Origin of the sequence: Candidatus Dechloromonas phosphoritropha, from assembly GCA_016722705.1 — a bacterium.
GTDB lineage: Bacteria > Pseudomonadota > Gammaproteobacteria > Burkholderiales > Rhodocyclaceae > Azonexus > Azonexus phosphoritrophus.
The window spans coordinates 2,373,436-2,395,489 of sequence record JADKGN010000004.1; the positions used below are offsets into that span (position 1 = coordinate 2,373,436).

Here is a 22,054-nt window from a genome sequence, read left to right on the forward strand (position 1 = left end):
GATGAAGGCACCGAGAAGCACAAGCACATGAAGGCAGGCGAATACGAGAGGGCACTTGCAGGCCTGCAAGTGGAAATGGTCAAGCTCCAGGAATGGATCAAGTACAAGAAGCTCAAAGTCGTCGTGATTTTCGAAGGGCGCGATGCGGCCGGCAAGGGCGGCTGCATCAAGCGCATCACGGAAAGCCTGAGCCCGCGCGTCACGAGACTCGTCGCATTGCCAGCGCCGACCGAGCGCGAGAAGAGTCAGTGGTATTTCCAGCGCTACGTGCTGCACCTGCCGGCAGCCGGCGAAATGGTCCTCATGGATCGCAGCTGGTATAACCGTGCCGGGGTCGAGAAGGTGATGGGCTTCTGCACCCCTGACGAACACAGCGAGTTCCTGCGCAGTTGCCCGCAATTCGAGCGCATGCTGGCCCGTAGCGGCATTATCTTGATCAAGTACTGGTTCTCGATCAGCAACGACGAGCAGGAACGACGCTTCAGGAAGCGCATCTACCACCCGACCAAGCACTGGAAGCTGAGCCCGATGGATCTGCAGTCGCGCGCGCGTTGGGTCGAGTATTCGAAGGCCAAGGACGAGATGTTCGCCCATACCGACATCAAGCAGGCGCCGTGGTATGTGGTGCACGGGGATGACAAGGAGCGCGCGCGCCTGAATGTCATGACCCACCTGCTGAGCCTGATCGACTACGAGGATCTTACGCCGGAGCGCATCGAACTGCCGCCGCGTCAGGAGGACCAGGGTTATGTGCGGCCGCCGATGTCGGACCAGACCTTCATACCCGAAATCTTCTGATCGAGTATCTCCGCGACCGGGACCTGTTCCGGTCGCCCTTTATCCCGGGTGGTTGCGCATCCACCCGGGTACCGTACGCAAAATTTGGAAAGCCGCGCCCGCACCCGTCGGAAACTGGTGAACAGTTCGCTTCCGTTTCCGAAGGCAATTAAGCGTATCGCGCTTCACACGACTGCGCGATCAATCCACGGCAAAACCGCTCCCGGCATGGCATATCGGCGCCGACGCACGCTTGTGGCTGGCCCTGCGGCGCCTTGCTACTGAATGCGATAAGAAGAGTCCTGCCGCGAAAGACGTTGGCCTAAGGTATTACCGACCGGAACCAAGCGACAACTCGGGCAAGACTCGATACTCACCACATCTCAAGAAGGGTTGCCGGTCTTTTCGGTTTCCTTGCTGACCTTTGCTTCCTTAGCCGCTTTCGCCTTTTCGGCCGTCCGCTCCTTGGCTAACTGAGCCGTCGAGAGTTTGCCGTGGTCGCCCTTCGCCTTCGAGGCTTCCTTTCCGGACGCATCCTTGGCCGGCGCCACCTTTGCGTCTCTTGTTATCACCGTCCTGGGTTCCTTTGCCAGGTCGATCTTGAGTTCTTTCTCCAGGCGCTCGCAGATCGTTCGCAGGACCTTGACTCGGGCGAAGTACTTGTCATTCGACTCGACAATCGTCCACGGTCCGGTGCCCGTACTGGTACGATCGACCATGTCGCAGACCGCCTCGTGATATGCCCCGGCCTTCTCCCTATTGCGCCAGTCTTCCTCGGTGATCTTGAAGCGCTTGTGCTCGACCTGGGCGCGCTCCTCGAAGCGCCTGAGTTGCTCCTCGTCAGTTATCTGCAACCAGAACTTGACGATGATGCCACCAGCACGCCAGATGTCATGCTCGAAATCGTTTATTTCGGCATAAGCGCGCAGCCAGTCGGCCTGGCTGCAGAATCCCTCTACCCGTTCAACAAGCACCCGGCCGTACCACGTGCGGTCGAAAATCGTAACGCGCCCGAGGCGCGGCATTCGCCGCCAGAATCGCCACAAATAGGGCCGCGCCCGCTCCTCCTCGTTCGGTGCCGCGATCGGGATGATCTGATATTGCCGCGCATCCATCGCCGACATCACCCGTCGAATGGCACCGCCCTTGCCAGCCGCGTCTGAACCTTCGAATGCGAGAATCAGAGCGCGCTTCTTGAACTCGGGATGGCGCATCAGTTCCGCCAGCCGTCCCTGCCATGTCGCGAGTTCGGTCTCGTAGTCCTTCTTCGGCGTACTTTGTGTCATGTCCAGCGCACTCAGCACGTCGAGAGTATCGAACCGCGGTGAGAACGGTGGCGCCACCGGGGACGTTTGTGGTCGGTTGTCGGCCAGGCGCTTCTGAAGCGATTCGAGAATTGTCCTGCCGACGGTCAGCGACCGATAGCGGTCGTCCGCCCCCTCGACAATGATCCAGGGTGCCCAAGGCGTGCTTGTCGTACGTAGCAGATGTCCCGCCACCGCAAGCATTTTGTCATAGGTCTTCAGCCGATCCCAACTCGCCTTGGTCACCCGCCAGCGGGTCAGCGGATTCGCTTCGATCGACGCCAGGCGCTCACGTTGTGCATCCTTGGAGAGATGTATCCAGAACTTGAGCACCAACGCTCCCTCGTTGACCAGCATCTCCTCGAAGCGGTTGAGTTCATCCATGCGCTGGTCAAAATCGGATCGCGAAAGACCACCGGCAATCCGATCGGCAACTGGCCATGAATACCACGAACCCGCCGCAATCCCGATTCGCCCCTTCTTCGGTAGAGCCCGCCAGAAACGCCACATCGACGGATGCTGCCGCTCTTCCTGCGTTGGCGCGGAAAAGGTGCGCGTAGACATGTAGCGCGGATCCATCCACTCGTAGAGGCTATTGATTGTGTCACCCTTGCCCGCCCCATCGACGCCACTAATCAGGATGATGACCGGAAAGGTACCGTTTTCGCGCAATTTCTCCTGTGCTTCGAGCAGCCCCGCGCGCAACTTGGGTACCTCAACCTTGAACGTTTCCTTGTCGATCTTGTGACCGAGCATTGCCGATTCAAACATTTCCAGTCTCCTCTTTCAAGTTACCCAAAAAGACCGATTGGTGCTAAGAAAGCCAACCGTCCTTCCTCAAGTTCCGGTCCGCCCTGCCGCCAACCCATTTTTGCTGCGTGAGTATGGCGCTACTTGAGACTATAAGAAAGCCTTGCCTCACCCGCATGTCGAAAAATCCCATGACTGCGTCGTCGCGCAGATCGCTTCGATCCTGCCGCCGGAGGGCGTCGTGGCGTTGGTCGACTGCTCGGACTGTGCCGTCATTGGCCGCATTGATTCGGTGCGCCAGGTCACTGAGCTTCACCCGGGTCCACAAGTTCTTACCATAACTACCTGACTGTAAGAAAACTTTCCGTCAGGATCTTTGGCATCTGCTTATGCAATGGCCCTGTTCCATTAATCTTGTCCAAAAATCATAATCGTGCTTAGAATGCAGTCGCGGAAAGTCTAGTATCCTGATTCATGCTTGTGCGAACGGAGGGTAGCCATGCTTGGTATTCTGGGAATTCTCGTTTCACTTCTGCTGCTGATTTTCCTCGCCTATCGCGGCTGGAACGTCATTCTGATCGCGCCAATCTGCGCGCTGGCGGGCCTCCTGATCGGAGATCCGGGGGCGCCTGTCTTGGCAACCTATACCCAGGTCTTCATGCCGGCCCTGGGCAACTACCTGATCAAGTTCTTCCCCCTCTTCCTGCTTGGTGCCGTCTTCGGAAAGCTGATGGACGATTCGGGGTGCGCCCGGACCATCGCGCACAAGATCGTCGAGTGGACCGGCAAGGAGCGCGCGATCATCGCCATCGTCCTCGCCTGCGGCGTGCTCACCTATGGGGGCGTTTCGCTGTTTGTCGTCGCCTTCGCCGTGTTCCCAGTCGCCATCCAGATGTTCCGTGAGGGCAACCTGCCAAAGCGCCTTATTCCCGCGACCATCGCACTCGGTTCCTTCACTTTTACCATGTCGGCGCTTCCCGGTTCCCCGGCGATCCAGAATGCCATCCCGATGCCTTACTTCCACACCGATGCATTCGCTGCGCCCGGCTTGGGGATCATCGCCGGCGTCATGATGTTCGCCTTGGGCAGCCTCTGGCTCATGATGCGGGCGCGGCGCGCACAGGGCGCCGGCGAAGGTTTTGGCGCCGAGGGGCCGGAGACTTCAGCGTCACAGGCGTTGGCGCCGGCGGGAGGGCTCCCATCGTTCGCCGTGGCGATTACCCCGGTCATTCTGGTGCTCGTGATCAACTTCATTTTCAGCAAGTACATCATCGTCGATCTCGACTTCTCCTACTTGGCCACACCCAAGTACGGCAAGACGACCGCCGCGGCGGTCGGTGGCACATGGGCGATCATCGTCGCGATGGTGACGGCCTGTATCGTGCTCATCGCCCTTACCTGGAAGCGTTTCCGGAATGTTCGCCAGTCGCTGAACGACGGTGCCCTTGGCTCGATGCTGCCGATCCTGAACGTCGGCTCGGAAGTCGCCTACGGGGCCGTGATTGCCAGTCTGGCGGCGTTTGCCGTTATCAAGATCTGGCTGATGTCGCTCACCGATAACCCGGTCGTTGGCCTGGCGATCATCGTCAACGTGCTCGCCGGCATAACCGGGTCGGCCTCGGGCGGCATGAGCATTGCACTGCAGGCGGTCGGGCAGCAGTACCTCGAGCTGGCGCAGGCTGCCGGCCTGAGCCCGCAAATTCTGCACCGCGTCGCCGCGCTCGCCTCGGGCGGCCTTGACGCGCTGCCGCACAACGGTGCGGTGATCACGCTGCTCGCCATCTGCGGGCTGAACCACAAGCAGTCGTACTTCGACATCTTCATGGTGGCGGTTGCTTTCCCGCTGCTGGCGATGGTGGCCGTGATCTTCCTCAACGGCATGTTCGGCACTTTCTGAGGGGATGACCGTGCGTACCCTGATCCTGTGTCTTGTCGCGGCGATATCGTTCCTTCCGCCTGCCGGCGTGCAGGCGCAATCGCAGACGAAGGAACTGCGCCTGCTCGCGGCGGAGCTTCCGCCTTATTCCTTCCAGATTCCGCCAGCCAGCGTCGGCGAGACGCCCGGAGTCGACCAGGGCCTTGTGTACGAGGTCGTCACCGAAATGGCTAAACGCGTCGGCCACACCGGGCTGATAGAGTTTATCCCCTGGGGCGAGGCGCAACGCATTGCAAGGACGCAGCCGAACATCGGCATCCTGGCGCTGACGCGAACGCCCGAGCGGGAGAATCAGTACCGTTGGCTGGTCAGGGTCGTCACGGATGACCTGATCCTTGTCGGTGGCCAGGGCGTAGACGTTTCGAGCCTCGACAAGGTCAAGGACCGCCCGGTTGGCGTGCTCGGCCGCTCGGGTGCCGAGGCTCTACTCAGGGAACGCGGCTTCACGCGCATCAAGCCGCAGCCAGAGGAATGGATAAACGCGCGCCTTATGCAGCAGCGCCGGATTGACGCCTGGCTGGCGCCGCGGCTGATGGTAATCTACGCCATGCACGAGGTCGGCGGCAACCTCGAAGCGCTCAACTTCGGCGAGATCGTGCGCAAGAGTGAAATTTACCTCGCCGCCTCCAAGGACTTGCCCGATGCCGAGGCCCAGAAGTGGGAAAGAGCGTTTGAGGCGGTAAAGGCCGACGGCACCTACCAACGCATCGCGGACGAATACAACCGCCTGAAGATCGTGCCGATTCCCGACGAGATGCGGTTGCGCTTCAGCCAGCCTGTCTGGGAGGGCAGGTAGGGCGTGCGGCCCGGCCCTCAACAGCCGATCACCTTGAATTCCACCCGGCGGTCGAGCGCATCGCTGGCGTCGTCGCGGCCGTTGCCGACCATTGTTTGTTTGGACCCGACACCGTTGGCGATCATCCGCTTGGCGAGTGCGGGTGACGCCCCTTCCAGACGCGATTTCACGTATTCCGCCCGTAATAGTGACAATCGTTCGTTCAAGGGTTCCGGGCCGGTCGGACTGGTATGGCCCGTCACTTCCAGGCATTTGCCGCCGCTCGATGTTTGTGCGGCAATGGTCTTCAGCCAGACCGGATACGGGCCGCTCAGTTTCGGGTCCTGCACGAAAGCGGTCGAGCCGGGCCGGAACAGGAACTTGACGGCAAGGCGCCGGTGTTCGAGGCCATAGTCGACGATCTTGGCGAAGGCCGTTTCCGCCTGTTGCTGGCGCCCTAGCTTCCAGTTGGCGAGATAGATGCCGTTGAGGACGCGGAACTGATTTCCCGCCGGCGTTGACAGGGCGCTCTTGTAGAGATCAAGCGCCTCCTGGTAGCGCCCCATGTCGTAGGCCTCGATGGCCTCGGCAACCAGCGAGGCGGCAACGATGCGGTCGAGGTACAGCGGGTTGATCGGATCACCGGCCTTGGTGCCCTGGCAGGTCTTGATGTAGCCCTCGGTCGCGGGATCTTCGGACCATGCCGGGGCGTCGCGGAAGAATGCGAGTGGCGTCGGGTCGACGCCCTCGGGCAAGGCGAATGCCAGCCCCTTGCTGACCAGCTTGCCGGTGCGCAGGTCGGCCAGCGCCAGGCAAATCCGGTAGGCCTCGCGCGGCCCCGTGGTCTGCCGCTGCGCGTTGACGCCGGTGAAGGTGCCGATCAGCACCAGCGGGCTCTTGGCGACATTGGCGGCGGAGAATTCCTTGACGTCGAATTGCGGGTACTGTTCGTGCATCATCGTCGTTAGGCGCGCGCCCATCGAGTGGGTGGCGACCGATTGCGTACCGGTCATGCCGTCGATCAACGGGTCGATTACCACGGTGTACCGGGTTTGCACCGGCACCCCCTCGGGCGGCAGCCTGGCGTTTTTGAACAGGGCAGTCGCCGCGCTCAGGACTGCCTTGTCGTATGGCTGCACGGGGGGCGGTGCCGGCGGCGTTGCGGGTGGCTGGACGGCGCTGCTGGCGCCAGGTGCCGCCAAAGTTGGTGGCGCTTCGCCCAGGCTGGCGCAGCCAAAGGCCAGCAGTGCGACGGACAGTGCGGCGATCAATTGCCTGGCGATAGCGGTTTGGCGATAGAGGGTAGTCATTGCTGGCACTCCTTTCTGAATGTGGCTTGCGCTTCGTAAGAAAGCGATTCTCCCAGCTGCATCCGGTAGAGAAGATCGGCGCAGCGCGCGCTGGTTGCGCGTGTCGTTTCGGCGCGTTTGGTGGTTGGTCGCGCCACGGTACGGGGTGGTGCAATGGCCGGTGTGGTTACTTCTGTGGTGGGTGCGGGTTTCGGCGCGGGCTCCCGGGGGGCAATCGTCGCTACCGCTGGTTCGGCTGGCGAGGGCACCGCCAGCGGTGGCACGTGCTCAGCCGGTAGTGGCCTGCGGGCGGGTTCCTGCCGCACGGGTTCGCGTGCCTGGGGGGCGACCACGGCGGGTTCCCGTGATGAGAGGATGAAGAAGGCGGCAGCAGCGACAAGGAGCAGCGCACCGGCAACTGCCATCGTCGTTAACACGCTTGGTGGCCACCAATGCCTTGTCGTTGTGCCACCCGCTAGATCAGCCGGGTCATAGGCCGGGATATTGTCGGACGACTTAACCGGGGTCTGCGGCGCGGCAGGAACAGGTTTGCCGAGGAGATTTTCGAGGTCGGTAATCAGCATGCGCATGCCCTCGAATTCACGCGAGCCATCCCAGTTCGTCAGATCGGCGGCCTGGATCTCGCGAAAACCGGCCGGCGGGCGAACGGCTTCGATCAACACCGGAACCAGCTTGCCCATCCGGTGCCCCTCGGTGGCCTCCTCGTAAACCCACTCGCTTTCGATCGAGCGGGCCGACCACAGGACGATCATGCAGCGCATGTTCTCAAGCGCTTTTTCCAACACGCCGCGCCAGGTTTCGCCGGCCGGAATCCGGCGGTCCCACCAGACCGACCAGCCGACCGATTCCAGCATCGTCGCAACGCGCCGCGCCTGCTCCCGGTCCTGCGCCGTGTAACTCAGGAAGATGTCGGCCATGCCCCCCTCCCGGCAAGGTTGAAAATCAAAAGCCGAAAAACTTTCCAAACGACTGTCCGAACCTGCTTTCGGTAGAATCGCCGATGGAAATTACGTTTCATTTCGCGGTCGACCGTCAATTTCTGTCGATCCGGCAGGCGGTCATTACTCCTTGGGCCAGGTCGGGCATTGCACAGGATGGAGGCCTGGCAACTTTCGTCCCGGGCGAGATGCGAGTGATCCATATTCGGCAACTTTGATCTGGCAGTCAAGGGACCTTGACGCTTGACGGTCGCGCCCATGCGAACTTTCAGAACCCGAGGTATAGCCCGAATCTGCGTCCGCGCGGGATTTCCAGGGGCGTCGGGCAGCGGACTCGACTTGGCCCGGATTGACGAGATCGCGATATTTGTGATAATGGCTTCGCATTAGCTGTCCTTCGCGGAACCTTCTACAGGAGATGGCCATGGAACACGAGGAAGCAAAGCGGATGTCGATGACGCAAAGTTACCTCGACAACGCGTTCAGCGATAGCCTTGCGGACGCCATGCCGAACGATCGAGCCAGGGGCGCCGCGATCGTTATGTCTCGCACTGCCAGATCGTCGAAGGCCGCCGAAACTGGCAATTGTTGCGGATGGCAAGGCAAAGGTTTCGACTCACAAATAGGCTTGCCGAGGAACCGGAGACCCATGGTGGGCCGCGCAGCCGTTGTTGGCAAAATTGATGGGGAACCCAACTGGCTTGATGGAAAGGAGTGCATCGTGCTCGCTTCATCCGATGCGTCGCGGATCGACTTCTGCCTGAAGTTCTGATCCTGTGACGCCGCAATTTCCCTTCATGGTGCTAGTACCCGTCGCGACCGGACGCGAGGCCGCGTTGCGCGCGTTGCTCGACACAATGAATCTGCAGCCTGGGATCGCCGACCCGAACAACTCACTGGTGCCCTTTGGCCAATTCGGGCAGGTACATTTTGCGCGCTTTGCGCTGCTCGACGATGCGACGCTGAATGATTTCGCTGTGCACAGGCGGCCGGCGCCCGAGTTTCCTGTTTATCTGGTTTTCATGGGGGATTGCGACGGCACGGCGCGCGTGTTGCTTGCGGATTTCGCGCAACGCGCGGGTGACGGCCTGCGCAGAATTTTCGCGCATTGCGAGGGCTTTGACCCGGCTGGTGATCTATATGCGTGGCTGGTCGAGCATGATGTGCCGGTTGCCGCCAATTATGTGAATTGGCGTGGCCGCACGGTGCGCGAGGTGCGCGAAGACAGCGCGTTGCAGCATGCGTTGTCCGCGAGGTTGCGGGCAGGCAGATCGCCCGCCAGCGAATGTGCTGAAGCGCTGCGGCACGAAATGGTGCGCTTCGCGCACGACGAGGTGCAAGCTGGCAGGCTGAGATTGACCCGTCCGCAACCCACGCCGCTCGGCTGGCGCATCGCGAACGGACTGCACGTAATCGGGCTCCCACTGGCGGGGATCCTGTTGTCGCCGCTGATTATCCTGGCGCTGCCGTTCGTGCTAATGGTTTTGCGCAAGCGCGAGAAGAGTGATCCGGAATACTGCCCACGCCCCGATCCCGATGCGCTGCAAGCGTTGCGGCTTCTCGAAGATCGCGATGTCACCAACCAGTTTTCGGCGCTGGGCTCGCTCAAGCCGGGACGGTTCCGCCGCTGGCTGGCGTCGGTGATCCTGCTGCTGATCGATTATGCGTGCAGGCATGTGTTCAATCGCGGTCACTTGGGGCGCGTGCGTACGATTCATTTCGCGCGCTGGGTATTCATCGACAACAAGGCGCGCATCCTGTTCACCAGCAATTACGATGGCAGCCACGAGGCCTACATGGATGACTTCATCAACAAGGTGGCGTGGGGGCTGAACCTGATATTCAGCAACGGTATCGGCTGGCCGCGCACCGATTGGCTGATCAAGCGCGGCGCGCGATCCGAGCAACGCTTCAAGTATTACCAACGCCGGCACCAGATTCCGAGCCAGGTCTGGTACAAGGCCTGCCCCGGACTGACACTGGCCGATATGGTGCGCAACCAACGCATACGCGAGGGCATTGAGTGTGCATCGATGTCCGATGCGCAGGCGCTTGCCTGGTTGAGGCTGCTATGAGCACACCGGTGGAAAAAGATCCGTTGGCCCAGGAATGGCAGGAAATACAGGGCCTCTTGCGCTTTGGGTACAGGCATCTGACGCAATCGTGCTTTCTGCTGTTGCGGGTCAAGGATCGTGTTGCGGCGCGTGCCTGGCTCGCGGCGGCGCCGGTTACCAGCGCGATCGCGGCCAAGCCGCTACCCAGGTCCGCACTGCAGATTGCCTTTACCAGCGATGGACTGCGTGCACTGGATGTGGCGCCGGACATCGTCGAAGGTTTTTCGAACGAGTTCATGAACGGCATGAGCGCCGATCCCGGACGCTCGCGCCGGCTCGGTGATATTGCGGCGAACGATCCGGCGAAGTGGGCATGGGGCGCCGGAGAACGTACGCCTCATGTGCTGGTGATGCTCTATGCCTTGCCCGGTGAGTTGGTTGATTTCCAGCGTGACGTCCGGGCACAGTGCCGTGTGGGCTTCGATGAAATTGGCTGTCTGTCGACTGCGGATCTGGATCGTCTTGAACCTTTCGGATTTGTCGACGGCATCTCGCAGCCGGAGGTCGATTGGCGCCGGGAGCGCCCGGCGGTCGACGAGGATCAGTACAGCTACCTGAATTTGTCATGCCTGGGTGAATATGTCCTAGGTTATCCGAATGAGTATGGCGCTTATACCGATCGCCCGTTGCTCGATCCAAAGCGTGCTGGTGCCTCCGCGCTCGCGCGTGCGGAAGATGCGCCGGACAAGGCCGACCTCGGGCGTAACGGCAGTTATCTCGTGATGCGCCAGCTTGAGCAGGATGTGCACGGGTTCTGGCATTATCTTGATGCCCAGGCCGCTGGCGATGCGACGATGCGCGAGCCGCTGGCAGCGGCCATGGTGGGCCGCAACCGCGATGGCACACCGCTGATTGGCTGCCCGGCTGGTGCAGTCGCCAGCGACCCGGTGAAAGCCGAAGACGATCTCAACGGTTTTGATTATCGCGCCGATGCGGAGGGTTTGCAGTGTCCGCTGGGCGCGCATATCCGCCGCAGCAATCCGCGCAATGCCGATCTGCCGGGCGGCAAGTCCTCTTTCATTTCGCGTCTCATACGCACGCTGGGATTCAAGTCGGATCTGCTCGATGCCGATCTCGTCGCCACGACACGCCTTCACCGATTGCTGCGCCGTGGTCGCAAGTACGGTACGCAGATTACCCTCGACGAGGCGCTTTCCGAGAAGCCTGCGCCAAGTGAAACGGGACTGTACTTCGTTTGTCTGGGGGCCAACATCGGCCGCCAGTTTGAGTTCGTGCAGGCGGCATGGATCGCCGGCACGAAGTTTGCGGGATTAGCCAATGAAGGCGATCCGTTGCTCGGGCATCGCCAGCCGGGGCCCGATGGCAGTCCCACGAATGTGTATTCGGTGCCGCAGAGCGACGGAGCCATACAGCGGCTCACGGAAATGCCAGCGTTTGTTACGGTACGTGGAGGCGCATATTTTTTCATGCCCGGCATACGCGCATTGCGCTATCTGGCGACGGCCGGTCTGCCCAGCAGTGTTCCGGCGAGGGAGGTGAATGTGAATTCGAATACCAGTCGTCCGGTGCCGCCCGCCAATAGCGGCTCGCTGCTGCTCGACTGGGTCGCCGATACGTCTTTGTTCCTGATACAAATGCAGCGGCGCATCGATCCGTGGATGCGCCCGGCGTTTGACGCGGTACTGCGCGACCCGGTCGCACGTTTCGTTACGATGTTGATCAACGCTCGACGCACCGACGAAGGCTTGAAGATCGCCGAAGAGCGCCTGCAGCCCGGCGAAGAGGAATATCTCGAGTCGATCATCGCGACATTTCGCAAGCAGATGAGCGGGCTGTGGAAGCCGGGAGGCTTTGAGCGTGGCGGCAACACCAAGACTCAAGGCATTGTCCGCGCCGAGTTCATCGTCCATGACAATCTCCCGGAGCCGCTCCGCCGTGGCATTTTTGCGGTGCGGCGTTCGTATCCGGCGTGGGTGAGGTTTTCCGGACCGGGACCGTATGTCACGCCGGATATCGATGACGTGGGCTTCATGAGCATCAGCGTGAAGCTGATGGACGTGCCTGGCCGCAAGCTCATGGGCGAAGAAAGATTCACACAGGATATGTTCGGTGTGTCGACGCCGACCTTCGTGACCCCAGACACCCGCGCCAATGCGCACCTGCAGGAGTGGAGCGCCAAGGATGCGGCGATCTTTCACTTCCTGAATTTCAGGCGTCCGCACGTGCTGGACTTGATCATGCAGGGGTTGTTCACCAAGACGCAAAGCAGTCCGCTTGAAGCCCCGTACTTCAGTTGCGTGCCTTATCTCATGGGCGAAGGGCAGGCGATGGAGTATTCATTCTGGCCGGTGTCGAAGGAGAAGACCCCGATACCGCGGCTACCGCTGCGCCCGCCTGACGACTATCTGCGCAACGCGATGGTGGCTGCGCTCGCCAAGGGCGATGTCGATCTCGATGTCCGGGTACAGTTGCAGACCGATCCGCATTTGATGCCGATCGAAAATGCCGCCGTGTTGTGGCCGGAACGGCTGTCGCCGCGCGTATCGGTGGCGACCCTGCACATCCCCAGGCAGAAATTTGATTCGCCCGAGCAGATCGCCTTCGCGCGGCGTTTGTCGTACAACCCGTGGCATTGCATCCCGGACCACCGTCCACTCGGCAATCAAAGCCGCGCGCGCAAGCGCATGTATTACGAACTCTCGAAGTTTCGGCATGACATGAACAAGGTGCCGCACTACGAGCCGGACGGCTCGGAGGCGTTTCCCTAGGCCCTGCCGAATAGCGTGCTTCCTTGCGCCTTCATGTCCGCAGCGCAACAGGTTGGTGAAGATTCCAAGGCGGATCTAACGCCTCCCCGATGCGCGGTTCGGCTGAGCGTTTCCATCCACAACTCTCGCGTCGGCGCGTGTCTGGCTGGCAAGTGATTCTGTCTCATAGCGCCGGCAGGCAGGGGCGCAGGGCTTCGTAGCCGCCGGCCAGCAGGTGGGCCAGGTTCGGCGGCTGGCCGGTTTCGGCCTGCAGCCAGTTGCCGACTTGGGCGAGCAGGGCGGCGCGGGTCGGGCTGGCATGCCAGCCTTTGACGTCGGTGGCAAAGGCTGGCAGCATGGTTTCCGGTGGCATGGGCGTTTTCTCTCGCTTCTCGGCTGGCACATCTGCCATGGCCAGACGTACGTAAAGCCGTGGTGCGCATTGGCGCAACCGGGCAGCGACCTGGGCACCGTCGCCGGCAAGGAAATTTGGTGGAAAAGTTTCCGCAGTCTGGTGGCAGGCGGCGCAGTAGGGATAAAAAGCTTGCAGGAACCCGTCCATCGGGGCGCTCGTCTGGGCGCCCGGGACACGCGCCGAAACTTCCAGGCGCGGTGTGGGCAGGGCTTGGGCAGCAGCGCAGCAGGGGGGTTGTGCGGGCACGCCAAGTTGCTTGAATATTGCTGCCATCATGGCTTCCCGTGGAAGTACGCCGGGGACGAAGAGGGTTTGGCCTTTGGCGCTTTCAACCAAGGTTGTCATGGCCAGCTCGATGGCGGCAAATTCCTGGCGAATCTCCAATACTACTTCGCCGCTAGCCGGGTTACTGGCACTACGGCGGAATTCCAGGCGGCGGATGGCGTCTCCGTCAGCGGTGCGCGGCAGGCGTCCGTCGACGCGGGCGAGGAATACCGCGCCACTCGCCGAAGACTTGCCAGCAGCTATAAGTTCGAGGCTACTCAAGGCGGTGCCGCCGGGCAGGGTCAGGCGGCCGAGTTGACCTGTTGTCGGCCGGCCGGCAGCCAGAGAGAGGGTGCCGTTCAGCGTCGGCCCTGGTTGCCCAGGAAGCGGTGCGCATTGCACTGACCAACGTGATGCCGGCGCGCTGGCGTTGATCTGGCAGGGTACGGTCACTCGTTTGGTGACGATATTCGCTTGCTCGGCCAGGGCAGCTTCGAGGCGCCGGCGGTCCGGGGCTGTTATGAACTCCGCCAGGCCGGCAATCAAGGTGCTTGCAGCGCCTGGTGCTTCGGCTTGCCAGAGGCCCCGGGCCGGACGCGGGGCCAGGGGTTCGAAGCGGGCCGGCACGTGGGAGAAGGCGCTGCGAGCTGCGTCATTGGCCGGCCAGGTACTCATGGCTTGCAGTGGGTTGCGGTTGGGCAGGTCCGGGTTGCCGATGGCCAGTCCGCCGGACCAACGGTGGAAAGCTGTAGCTCGCAATGCGGCACTGACTGTTTGTTCAAAATTGGCATCCGGTAACCACGCCTGGCCGCCCGCTAGGGCGTGGCGGAGAGCGGCGGAAAACAGGCCGGCCCGGCAGCGCCGGGCGGGCAGATCGGCATCACCGCAGCCTTCTCGCCACAGACGCTGGGTCAGAGCGAAACCGTTGGCGCGTTCGGTGGCGTTGTCGATGGCGTAAGGGATATCCACGCCTCTGTCGAGCGGAATGCCGTAAAAGCTTCGGCCGCTGGCGGCGAGCAGGGTGGACACTTGGGCATTGGCATTGGTCTCATCCCACAGGGCGCGGGAAAAGATGGGCGCACCGTTCTGATGGCAGGCAAAACACACCATGCGGGGGGCGTAGACCACTTGTGGCTGGCCGCCGGCCCGGTAGTCCTTGACCAACTGAAACTCGAAACGGCCAGCGGCCTCGTTGTAGCTGATGACCTCGAGCACGGCGGATTTTTCCTGGTAGCCGATGTAGAGCCGGTCCTTGAGGAAGGGCGTGGCGGCCGAGGCCGGTTCGCCATCGACGGCAACCACGACGCGGGGATAGGCGAAGTAGTCCGGGGCCGCTGCAGTGCGCTGCAGGGAGCGGCCGAGGGGAATGAGGACGCGCTTGGCCGGTGGCAACGGACTGGCCGGGTCTTGGGCCAGTTGGGCGTCGAGGCGGGCGAGTAGGGCCGCGAAGGGGAATGGCAACTCGATGGCCGCCCGGCCGTTGCGGTCAACGGCGAAAACCTGGTCGAAAAGGGAGCGGCCGGCAGCGGGCAGGTTGTCGCCGGGGGCGGCCGGGTCGATGACCCAGGTCGGCGGCGGAAGATGGGTGTCAGCCGCTGCCGGCGCGAGTGCTCCTGGGCCGAGCAGGCCAAGCAGGCTGACTAGCAGGAGCTTGCGCAGCCTCATGGCGGGACGCCACCGCTGACCTGGGGCGTCAGGGTTTGGCGGCAGCGACGACGGCACGCGTCTGGGTGCCAGGCCAGCAGTCTTCCTGAACCTTGCCGGTCTTGACGAATTCGTCGCGTGCCTTGTCGTCGGTGGCCTTGTCGTAGAGGGTGAAGTTGAGCGCGAAGCCGCGGTCGAGGTAGGCGCGGCCGAGGTAGAGGCCGGGGCGAATCATGCGGATTTCGTCGCGCACCTTGAGGCCGCGGCGGCCAGCGAGAAAGTCCGGGCTCTCCTGGTAGCCGGGGATTTCGTCGGTAAAGAAATAATCGATGACGATCGATTCGCGACGCGCGTCGAGCAGGCTCTGCCCGCAATAAAGCTTGGCCGGGAAGAGCAGCCAGGTTTCCTTGCCACCGTAGTTCATCTTCTTCGGCTCGCCTTCGACGAGGCCGATCTTCTTCAGGATCGACAGGTCTTCGATGCGGTTGCGCAGCACCCGCTCGTCGCGGAAGAAGACCTTGCCGCGCCATAGCGCCTCGCCGATATCCTCGATGACCAGACCTTTGAGATGCAGCGCGGTGCCGGTAAAGCCGCCGACGATTTCGGAGAGCCGGAACTTGCCGCTTTCCCCGCGTGGCAGCAGGATACGGCCGTCGAAGGCGCCGTCCGGAATGGGGCCGGCGGACAGGCGGGCGTAAATCTGGTCGAGCTGTTCCTGGTCGAGCGTGGCCAGCCAGTCGGGCGTAATCTTCGCCACTTCGGCCGGCGGGATTGGGTACTTGTGGTCCACCTGGGCGAGGTCCAGCTTCGACTGGTAGCCCTTGTCGTAGGGGGCGAAGCCGATGTTGGGCGGTTCCGGCTTGCTGCAGGCGGCCAGGGTCAGGGCAAGCAGGGCGATCAGTCCAGTATGCAGGGTGAAGGTGTGCGGCAGTCGCATGATGGTCTCCCGTCCCTTAAAGCGTGGCGAGGAAGGCGGTCAGTGCCTTCTTGTCGGCTTCGGAAAGGTCCTCGCCGAAGCGGTGGCCCTCGTTCTCGATCTCCTGGGTGCAGGTCTCGTAATTGGCGCTGAGGAAGTCGCGCTGTTCGCGCAATATCTCGACGAAGCGGGCCGGGTGTTTCAGCACTTCATCGGCCATCGCCTGCAGGGTTGGCACCAGATCCTTCTTGCCGGCGGCTTCGAGCTTCACCGGGTCACGCTTGGCGAGGAAGAGGTCGCCGATCAGCTGCTTGTGCTGCAACCCGTTCAGAAAGCCGACGCTGGCGCCCTCCGGTATCCTGACCTGGCCGAAGCCGCCAAGCGGTTTCTCGGCCTTGCCATCGAGCGGACGGATGCCGACGTCGATGATCAAGTCGCTATTGGTCAGAGTGCGCTTGCTGCCGCGTTCCTTCGGGTGCAGTAGCTCGAACATGGAGAGCTTGTAGAGCTGGAAACGGCCATCGACGGTCGGGTCGTAGCGCAGGCAGTCGGGCTGGCTGGCGAGCAGCTTGCCATCAGAGCCGACATAGCGAACGCGGGAAAAATCGTTGTCTTTGTTGGCCGGCTTGCCGCAGATTTCAGGTCCGATTGCATTGTTGTGCATGAACGGGGCCGTAGCCCAGACATTGACCAGCGAGATATTCCGCATGTAGCCGCGCCCGCCGTCCTTCAGTTCGTCACGCTCAGGGATGTCGGCCACGATCGGTCGCTGGCGCATCGTGTCGGAGAAATATTCCATGTAGAGGTGCCCGGCCTTGTGGTTGGAGTGCAGGGACCGGCAACGGAAGGTGCCGACCTCGGTGACTGGCGTCGATTGGTCGTTGCCGAGGAAATCGGCACGTACCTTGCGCGGATGCGCTTCGTTGGGTGCGGCGAAATCGCGGTTCTTGAAGGGACCGTTGGCACTTTCCGGGAGGCTCGAATGGCAGCGTGCGCAGTTATCGGCGAAGACCGTCTGGCCGCGGCTGACGGCGCCTTTGCCGAATTCCTTGTCGAGGTCGATGGCGAGGTCGGCCCGGCTGTAGCTGGGCTTGCCGGCTTTGGCGCGGGCGGCATAGAGGTCGCTTTCGTCGGATTCGGCGGAAACGAAGAAATCAAGGACGTTCTGCAGACGATCCTCGACCGCCCGGAAGTTGGGACAATCGCGCCGGCACTGGCCGATGTTGAACGGCGTCTGGTCGAAGCCCCGCTGTTCGGGGTCGATCTGGCGCAAATCAGTCAGGTGATTGACCCAGCACTGCTCGGAGCACGAACCGATGTTGAAATAGACGCGCTGGATAGCTTCCAGTGCTCCGATCGAGTCTTCGCCACCCTTCAGGATGTGATGGACACCGGGTAGCACGACCTTCTGGCCACCCAGGTTGACCGGTGTCGTATCGTCATCGTGCGTGCTTTTCAGCCAGCATTTGCCGCTGCGACCGGGTTCGCACCAGCATTTGTCCTCGTCCTTCTCGGCACCGCAGGTGGTGGCCTTGCGCCACTTGGTGACGACATCGCCCTTGAACACCGGACGCTGGGCGACGTTGATCAGCGCGTTGATGGTCCCGGGATTGTTGATCTGATCGTGCGAAATGGCCGAAGTATCGGTCACGCCGGGCCGGGCATGGGCGAATATCTGGAATTCGAGGCTGCTCCTGGGCATGCCGGAGACGAGCAGTTCGGACATTCGCGTGTACTGGTTGCCGATCAGGCCCTTGATGTTCTGCCATTGCGGATGGGCGGGGTCGGCCGGCGGGTTGAGCGGATCGAAGGCAATATGGCAGGAACCGCAGGCGGTGCCGATCAGGAAGGGCGGTTCGACCGACGCATCGGCCAGCTTGCTGACACGCTGGTCCGATTCGATACCGGTAGCAGCGGCCTTGGCCGCGTTGAACCCGGACCAGTTGGCGTTGCCACCATTCAGCGCCTGCCACTTGGCGGCGTCGAAGCGCGGGTTGGGGAATTTGCGCAGACCGAGGGCACCGGTCGAGGTGCCGAACCGGAGGTCGCAGGCTGAGTGGCGCTGGTCGACCTTGCCGCCCTGGCTGTGCGGATCGTCGGCGTCGAGCGCCGCGTCCTTGAGGCCGCAGGCCGGGTCCACGTAGCCGCTCTTGCCGACATACTTGAGCAGCACGTCGTCGCCGGGGCACCAGTCGAGCCCGTAGGTTTCTTCGGCCGTTTTGGCCGGGCAGTCGGGCGCGCCGGGCTTGCAGCAGGAAGGGTCGTTGATGATGCCCCAAGCCCAGAAACGGTCGTCGCGCTGGTCGGTGCGCAGGACGCGGTACCAGTCTACGAGGACGCCGATGCGCTGCTGGAAGGTGTAGGTGTGGAAACGTTCGTTGCCACCGGTCGCCTTGAACCAGATCAGCCGGCCGACGCATTCCGATTCGTTCAGCCCCTCGCGGGCGCAGGCTTCATGGTACGGGGCATCCTGATCGACTGCGGAGGGCTCCGGAATCGGCTTTCCTGGCGGTGATGCTGCTGCTGCGATGGTGGTATTCTGGGCATGGACTTCGCCTAGCGGGCGGGTGTCAATCTGATATACCCCGATGCCGGCGGCGATCGCAATAGCCGCAATGGCGGCCAGTGAAGCACGTTTCATGCGTCTTCTCCTGTCGGACAAACACATTCAACGCCCCATTTCATCCCTGGTCAGCTTAAGCCGACTCTGTGCGTTCAGGCGGATGAAATCTCTCTGTCGGGCGATTTACAAATTTCTTATAGCAAATCTGTGTTGACTTGTCGACGTGTCGCAAAATTCATGCGGGCGGTACGAACTACGGCCGAGTCTTTGGTCCCGGTTTGTCTTGTTCCGTCATTCTCGCGCTTGAATCATCGCTTCCGGTATCACCCAGCTTTCGTATTGATCGGCGGTAACGTAGCCCGAGGCCAGCGCCGCCTGCTTCAGTATCGTGCCCTCGCGGCTGGCCCGTTTGGCGATTTCGGCAGCCTTGTCGTAGCCGATGTGCGGCACCAGCGCGGTGACCAGCATCAGCGAACGCTCCATTAACTCGGCAATGCGCTCGCTGTTGGCGGTGATGCCGCGTGCGCAGTGATGTTCGAAGCTGTGCATGCCGTCGGCCAGCAGGCGGATGCTTTGCAGCATGTTGTGGGCGATCAGCGGCTTGAAGACGTTCAGCTCAAAGTTGCCTGATGCACCGCCGATGCCGATTGCCACGTCGTTGCCCATGACCTGGCAGCAGAGCATGGTCAGCGCCTCGCACTGGGTCGGATTGACCTTGCCGGGCATGATCGAGCTGCCCGGCTCGTTTTCGGGGATGCTGATCTCGCCGAGCCCGGAACGCGGGCCGGAGGCCAGCCAGCGGATGTCGTTGGCGATTTTGATGAGCGCCACGGCCAGCATTTTCAGTGCGCCATGGGCGGCGACCAGGCCGTCGTGGGCGGCCAGTGCGGCGAACTTGTTGGCGGCGCTTGTGAAGGGAATGCCGGTTTGGTCGGCCAGCTTAATGGCGACCCGCAGACCGAATTCCGGGTGCGTGTTGAGCCCGGTGCCGACGGCGGTGCCGCCGACCGCCAGCGGATAGAGTGAGGGCAGGCTGGCGACGATGAATGCCTCGACGTGCTGCAACTGGGCAACGTAGCCCGAGAATTCCTGCCCCAGCGAGAGCGGTGTGGCGTCTTGCAGGTGGGTGCGGCCGATCTTGACGATGCCGGCGAAGGCCGTCGCTTTTTCATCGAGCGTGGTGGTCAGTTGGCGGAGCGCGGGCAGCAGGTAGCGCGTGATGCCGAGGGCTGCCGCCAGATGCATGGCGGTCGGGAAAATGTCGTTTGACGATTGCCCGAGATTGACCTCGTCATTCGGGTGCACCAGTCGCGCGCTGCCACGTGCGCCACCGAGCAATTCCGAGGCGCGGTTGGCCAGCACCTCGTTCATGTTCATGTTGCTCTGCGTCCCCGAGCCGGTCTGCCAGACTGAAAGCGGAAATTCCTCCGTGTGGTGGCCGGAAGCAATTTCATCGGCGGCCGCCATGATGGCGCCGGCCTTGCTGGCGGTCAACAGGCCAAGCTCCAGGTTGACATTGGCGCAGGCGGCCTTGGTCAGCGCCAGGGCGTGGATCAGTTCGTCGGGCATGCGCTCGCTGGAAATGGCGAAATGCGCCAGCGAACGCTGTGTCTGCGCCCCCCACAGGCGCCCTGCGGCAACTTCGATGGTGCCGAACGAGTCTTTTTCGAGGCGGGTCATCGCGGCTCGCCTAGCGCTGTGCGTGCAGGTCGAGGTTTAACTCGTCGACGACTTCGGCCCAGTCGGCGTCGCTGGCGATGGCCTCGCACAAAAACGCCGCCTGCGCGGGGGTCCAGAAGGTGGCTTCATGCAGGCACACGTCGGCGGCCAGCGGGCGGTGACTATCGATGAACTGTGCGATGGACTTTTCGTCGTTGGGCTGGCCGAGTTGAGCGAAAAGTACTGACAGGCTGTGTACGGGTCTTTCCATGATCGGTTCCTTTCCGGTCGCCGCGGCAACGGCAATTCCGTTGCGCAATGTTGCTTTGAGTCCGTCAGGCCGCAGAAGTTCGGTCGCCGGCCGCACCGTGCAGCAGATCAGCGAGAAAGGCCATTGCCGGCAAAGAAAGGATCTTGCCACGCAGGTGAACGACGCTCCATCGACGATTGAGTGGGAAACCTGAGATATCCAAAATAGCGAGGCCATCGCGCCCAGGCCTGTCGCCGAGCGCCTGGCGCGAGAGCACGGTCAGGCCCATTGCCGCTGGCGACGAGTTCGCGGATCGCTTTGTCGCTCGCCGGCGACAGCCGGACCTTCAACTGGATACCGGTATCGCGCATGTGCGGGTCGATAACGTGGCGCGAACCCGATCCTTCCTCGCGCAGCAGGAAATGCTCGGTTGCCAGCTCCTGTAATCTCAGAGCCTTGCCGACGGCCCAGTGGGCCGCAGGCGCCAGCACGACATATTCGTTGTCGAGGAAGGGCTGGCTGACGATGTCGAGATTTGCGGGAGGGTAGGACATCACGCCAAGGTCGTCCTGGTTGCCGAACAGGCGCTCGACGATCCTCTGCCTGTTGGCGATCTCCAACTCGATGTCGATTTCCGGAGAGTGCCAGAATAAATCGCCTAGCATGTGCGGCAGGGCATGCTTGGCCGTGGTCACCAGGCCGACGCGCAGCTTGCCGCGCTTGAAGCCCTTGAGATCGTCGATTGCCGATTCGAGGCGATTCCAAGCGTCGTCGAAATCACGGACAGTGAGCAGCAATTCCTCGCCTGCTGCGGTCAACGCGATTTCCCGGCCATTTCGCCAAAGTCCTCTCGGACTATTGCGAAGATCTGCTGATCAGTGCCAACCGCTTGCCGAACGGGCAACTCGAGCTCGATTCCGGCACCATCGGCCTGCTGCTCGACGAAATCCGCGGCCCGGTGCTGAAAGGAAGATCGTTCGCGCGATGCTCTACATCGTGAATTCGGACCGCCGCCTGACTGGCGGCGAGGCGGACCTCGTCGCCCTGGCGCTCAGGCACTGGGAAATCGAGCTCCACGAGGTCTCGGATACTTCGATTCCACGTCATCGCTTCCCGCAGTCGGCACGGGGGCTGCGATGCCTGCCTGTTGAGTTGATGAACCTCTGCCAACGCGTGCATGCCGCTGCCAATACGACAAGTTCTGCGGCACAATTACGCCACCGCATCCGGTATTCGATTTTTAACCTTCGCAAAGGCAGACTTATGAACAAACTGGTCATTACCACCGCAGCACTTTTTGTCGTCCTCACGTTTCAGGCTCATGCCGCCGATTCCAAGGAGGAAAAAACGGCCTCCGGCATCGGCATCACGACTCTCAAGGAGGGTACGGGAGCCAATCCCAAGGTGAGTGACACGGTCAAGGTTCATTATCGCGGCACGCTGGAAAATGGTCAGGAATTCGACAGCTCGTACAAGCGCGGGCAGCCAGCGACCTTCCCGCTGACCCGGGTGATTCCCTGCTGGACCGAAGGAGTGCAGAAGATCAAGGTCGGTGGCAAGGCCAGACTGGTCTGCCCGCCCAACCTGGCCTATGGCAACCAGAATGTTCCGGGGATTCCGCCGGGTTCGACACTGATTTTCGAAGTCGAATTGCTCGATATCGCGAAGTAAGCTTCAGCAGCCGGCGACTGGCGCACGAAGCGGAATGTCGTCCGGTTCGGGGGTTTCTGC

Annotated in this window: 16 protein-coding genes; 7 read left to right on the forward strand and 9 right to left on the reverse strand. The window is 62.0% G+C overall.

The genetic code is table 11. The features are described 5' to 3' along the window. The first annotated feature begins 27 nt into the window (after positions 1–27). Positions 28–798 (forward strand): polyphosphate kinase 2, encoded by a 771-nt coding sequence (gene ppk2, locus IPP03_17230; protein ID MBL0354305.1) that lies wholly within the window; start codon positions 28–30, stop codon positions 796–798. A gap of 362 nt (positions 799–1,160) precedes the next feature. Here the strand turns inward: ppk2 and pap are convergent, their stop codons facing one another. Next, positions 1,161–2,852, reverse strand: a complete 1,692-nt coding sequence (gene pap / locus IPP03_17235) for a polyphosphate:AMP phosphotransferase (GenBank protein MBL0354306.1) — start codon at positions 2,850–2,852, stop codon at positions 1,161–1,163. A gap of 478 nt (positions 2,853–3,330) precedes the next feature. On the opposite strand from pap, the gene IPP03_17240 reads away from it, so the two are divergent. Together IPP03_17240 and IPP03_17245 are read left to right on the forward strand one after the other, a co-directional pair. Continuing rightward, positions 3,331–4,728: a GntP family permease gene (locus tag IPP03_17240; protein ID MBL0354307.1), complete on the forward strand. Its 1,398-nt coding sequence runs from the start codon at positions 3,331–3,333 to the stop codon at positions 4,726–4,728. 10 nt (positions 4,729–4,738) lie between these two features. After that, positions 4,739–5,563, forward strand: a complete 825-nt coding sequence (locus tag IPP03_17245; protein ID MBL0354308.1) for a transporter substrate-binding domain-containing protein — start codon at positions 4,739–4,741, stop codon at positions 5,561–5,563. A 17-nt stretch (positions 5,564–5,580) separates the two neighbouring features. Here IPP03_17245 and IPP03_17250 read toward each other — a convergent pair whose 3' ends face one another. Together IPP03_17250 and IPP03_17255 are read right to left on the reverse strand one after the other, a co-directional pair. Then, positions 5,581–6,852, reverse strand: coding sequence for an OmpA family protein (locus IPP03_17250; protein MBL0354309.1), 1,272 nt, complete (start codon positions 6,850–6,852; stop codon positions 5,581–5,583). After that, positions 6,849–7,769 carry a TIR domain-containing protein gene (locus IPP03_17255; protein MBL0354310.1) on the reverse strand — a complete coding sequence of 307 codons (921 nt, stop codon included), beginning with the start codon at positions 7,767–7,769 and terminating at the stop codon, positions 6,849–6,851. Before IPP03_17255 ends, IPP03_17250 begins: the two co-directional genes overlap by 4 nt. Positions 7,770–8,214: 445 nt before the next feature. Between IPP03_17255 and IPP03_17260 the strand changes: the two genes are divergently transcribed. The 3 genes from IPP03_17260 (at position 8,215) to IPP03_17270 (ending at position 12,633) form a co-directional block, all read left to right on the forward strand. Beyond that, positions 8,215–8,562 (forward strand): hypothetical protein, encoded by a 348-nt coding sequence (locus IPP03_17260; protein MBL0354311.1) that lies wholly within the window; start codon positions 8,215–8,217, stop codon positions 8,560–8,562. A gap of 4 nt (positions 8,563–8,566) precedes the next feature. After that, positions 8,567–9,865 carry a hypothetical protein gene (locus IPP03_17265; protein ID MBL0354312.1) on the forward strand — a complete coding sequence of 433 codons (1,299 nt, stop codon included), beginning with the start codon at positions 8,567–8,569 and terminating at the stop codon, positions 9,863–9,865. A gap of 1,634 nt (positions 9,866–11,499) precedes the next feature. Continuing rightward, positions 11,500–12,633 (forward strand): catalase family protein, encoded by a 1,134-nt coding sequence (locus tag IPP03_17270; GenBank protein MBL0354313.1) that lies wholly within the window; start codon positions 11,500–11,502, stop codon positions 12,631–12,633. 163 nt (positions 12,634–12,796) lie between these two features. Here the strand turns inward: IPP03_17270 and IPP03_17275 are convergent, their stop codons facing one another. The 6 genes from IPP03_17275 to IPP03_17300 form a co-directional block, all read right to left on the reverse strand. Further along, a complete protein-coding gene (locus IPP03_17275; GenBank protein ID MBL0354314.1) occupies positions 12,797–14,956 on the reverse strand; it encodes a hypothetical protein in 2,160 nt (719 codons plus the stop codon). 28 nt (positions 14,957–14,984) lie between these two features. After that, positions 14,985–15,872 (reverse strand): hypothetical protein, encoded by an 888-nt coding sequence (locus IPP03_17280; GenBank protein ID MBL0354315.1) that lies wholly within the window; start codon positions 15,870–15,872, stop codon positions 14,985–14,987. A gap of 16 nt (positions 15,873–15,888) precedes the next feature. Then, positions 15,889–18,492 carry a cytochrome c gene (locus tag IPP03_17285; GenBank protein ID MBL0354316.1) on the reverse strand — a complete coding sequence of 868 codons (2,604 nt, stop codon included), beginning with the start codon at positions 18,490–18,492 and terminating at the stop codon, positions 15,889–15,891. A 213-nt stretch (positions 18,493–18,705) separates the two neighbouring features. Then, positions 18,706–20,094, reverse strand: a complete 1,389-nt coding sequence (gene fumC, locus IPP03_17290) for a class II fumarate hydratase (GenBank protein ID MBL0354317.1) — start codon at positions 20,092–20,094, stop codon at positions 18,706–18,708. Between the two features lie 10 nt (positions 20,095–20,104). Continuing rightward, positions 20,105–20,344, reverse strand: a complete 240-nt coding sequence (locus IPP03_17295; GenBank protein ID MBL0354318.1) for a DUF2789 domain-containing protein — start codon at positions 20,342–20,344, stop codon at positions 20,105–20,107. A gap of 107 nt (positions 20,345–20,451) precedes the next feature. Then, positions 20,452–21,141: a hypothetical protein gene (locus IPP03_17300; protein MBL0354319.1), complete on the reverse strand. Its 690-nt coding sequence runs from the start codon at positions 21,139–21,141 to the stop codon at positions 20,452–20,454. 445 nt (positions 21,142–21,586) lie between these two features. Here IPP03_17300 and IPP03_17305 point away from each other — a divergent pair, with 445 nt between their 5' ends. Then, positions 21,587–21,994 carry an FKBP-type peptidyl-prolyl cis-trans isomerase gene (locus IPP03_17305; protein ID MBL0354320.1) on the forward strand — a complete coding sequence of 136 codons (408 nt, stop codon included), beginning with the start codon at positions 21,587–21,589 and terminating at the stop codon, positions 21,992–21,994. Positions 21,995–22,054: the final 60 nt, after the last annotated feature.

Bases quoted from the DNA above. Each gene is read 5' to 3' on its own strand.
- fumC (MBL0354317.1), bottom strand. From the start codon at position 20,094: ATGACCCGCCTCGAAAAAGACTCGTTCGGCACCATCGAAGTTGCCGCA.
- IPP03_17280 (MBL0354315.1), bottom strand. From the start codon at position 15,872: ATGCGACTGCCGCACACCTTCACCCTGCATACTGGACTGATCGCCCTG.
- IPP03_17260 (MBL0354311.1), top strand. From the start codon at position 8,215: ATGGAACACGAGGAAGCAAAGCGGATGTCGATGACGCAAAGTTACCTC.
- pap (MBL0354306.1), bottom strand. From the start codon at position 2,852: ATGTTTGAATCGGCAATGCTCGGTCACAAGATCGACAAGGAAACGTTC.
- IPP03_17270 (MBL0354313.1), top strand. From the start codon at position 11,500: ATGCAGCGGCGCATCGATCCGTGGATGCGCCCGGCGTTTGACGCGGTA.
- ppk2 (MBL0354305.1), top strand. From the start codon at position 28: ATGAAGGCAGGCGAATACGAGAGGGCACTTGCAGGCCTGCAAGTGGAA.
- IPP03_17255 (MBL0354310.1), bottom strand. From the start codon at position 7,769: ATGGCCGACATCTTCCTGAGTTACACGGCGCAGGACCGGGAGCAGGCG.
- IPP03_17295 (MBL0354318.1), bottom strand. From the start codon at position 20,344: ATGGAAAGACCCGTACACAGCCTGTCAGTACTTTTCGCTCAACTCGGC.
- IPP03_17275 (MBL0354314.1), bottom strand. From the start codon at position 14,956: ATGAGGCTGCGCAAGCTCCTGCTAGTCAGCCTGCTTGGCCTGCTCGGC.
- IPP03_17305 (MBL0354320.1), top strand. From the start codon at position 21,587: ATGAACAAACTGGTCATTACCACCGCAGCACTTTTTGTCGTCCTCACG.
- IPP03_17250 (MBL0354309.1), bottom strand. From the start codon at position 6,852: ATGACTACCCTCTATCGCCAAACCGCTATCGCCAGGCAATTGATCGCC.
- IPP03_17240 (MBL0354307.1), top strand. From the start codon at position 3,331: ATGCTTGGTATTCTGGGAATTCTCGTTTCACTTCTGCTGCTGATTTTC.
- IPP03_17285 (MBL0354316.1), bottom strand. From the start codon at position 18,492: ATGAAACGTGCTTCACTGGCCGCCATTGCGGCTATTGCGATCGCCGCC.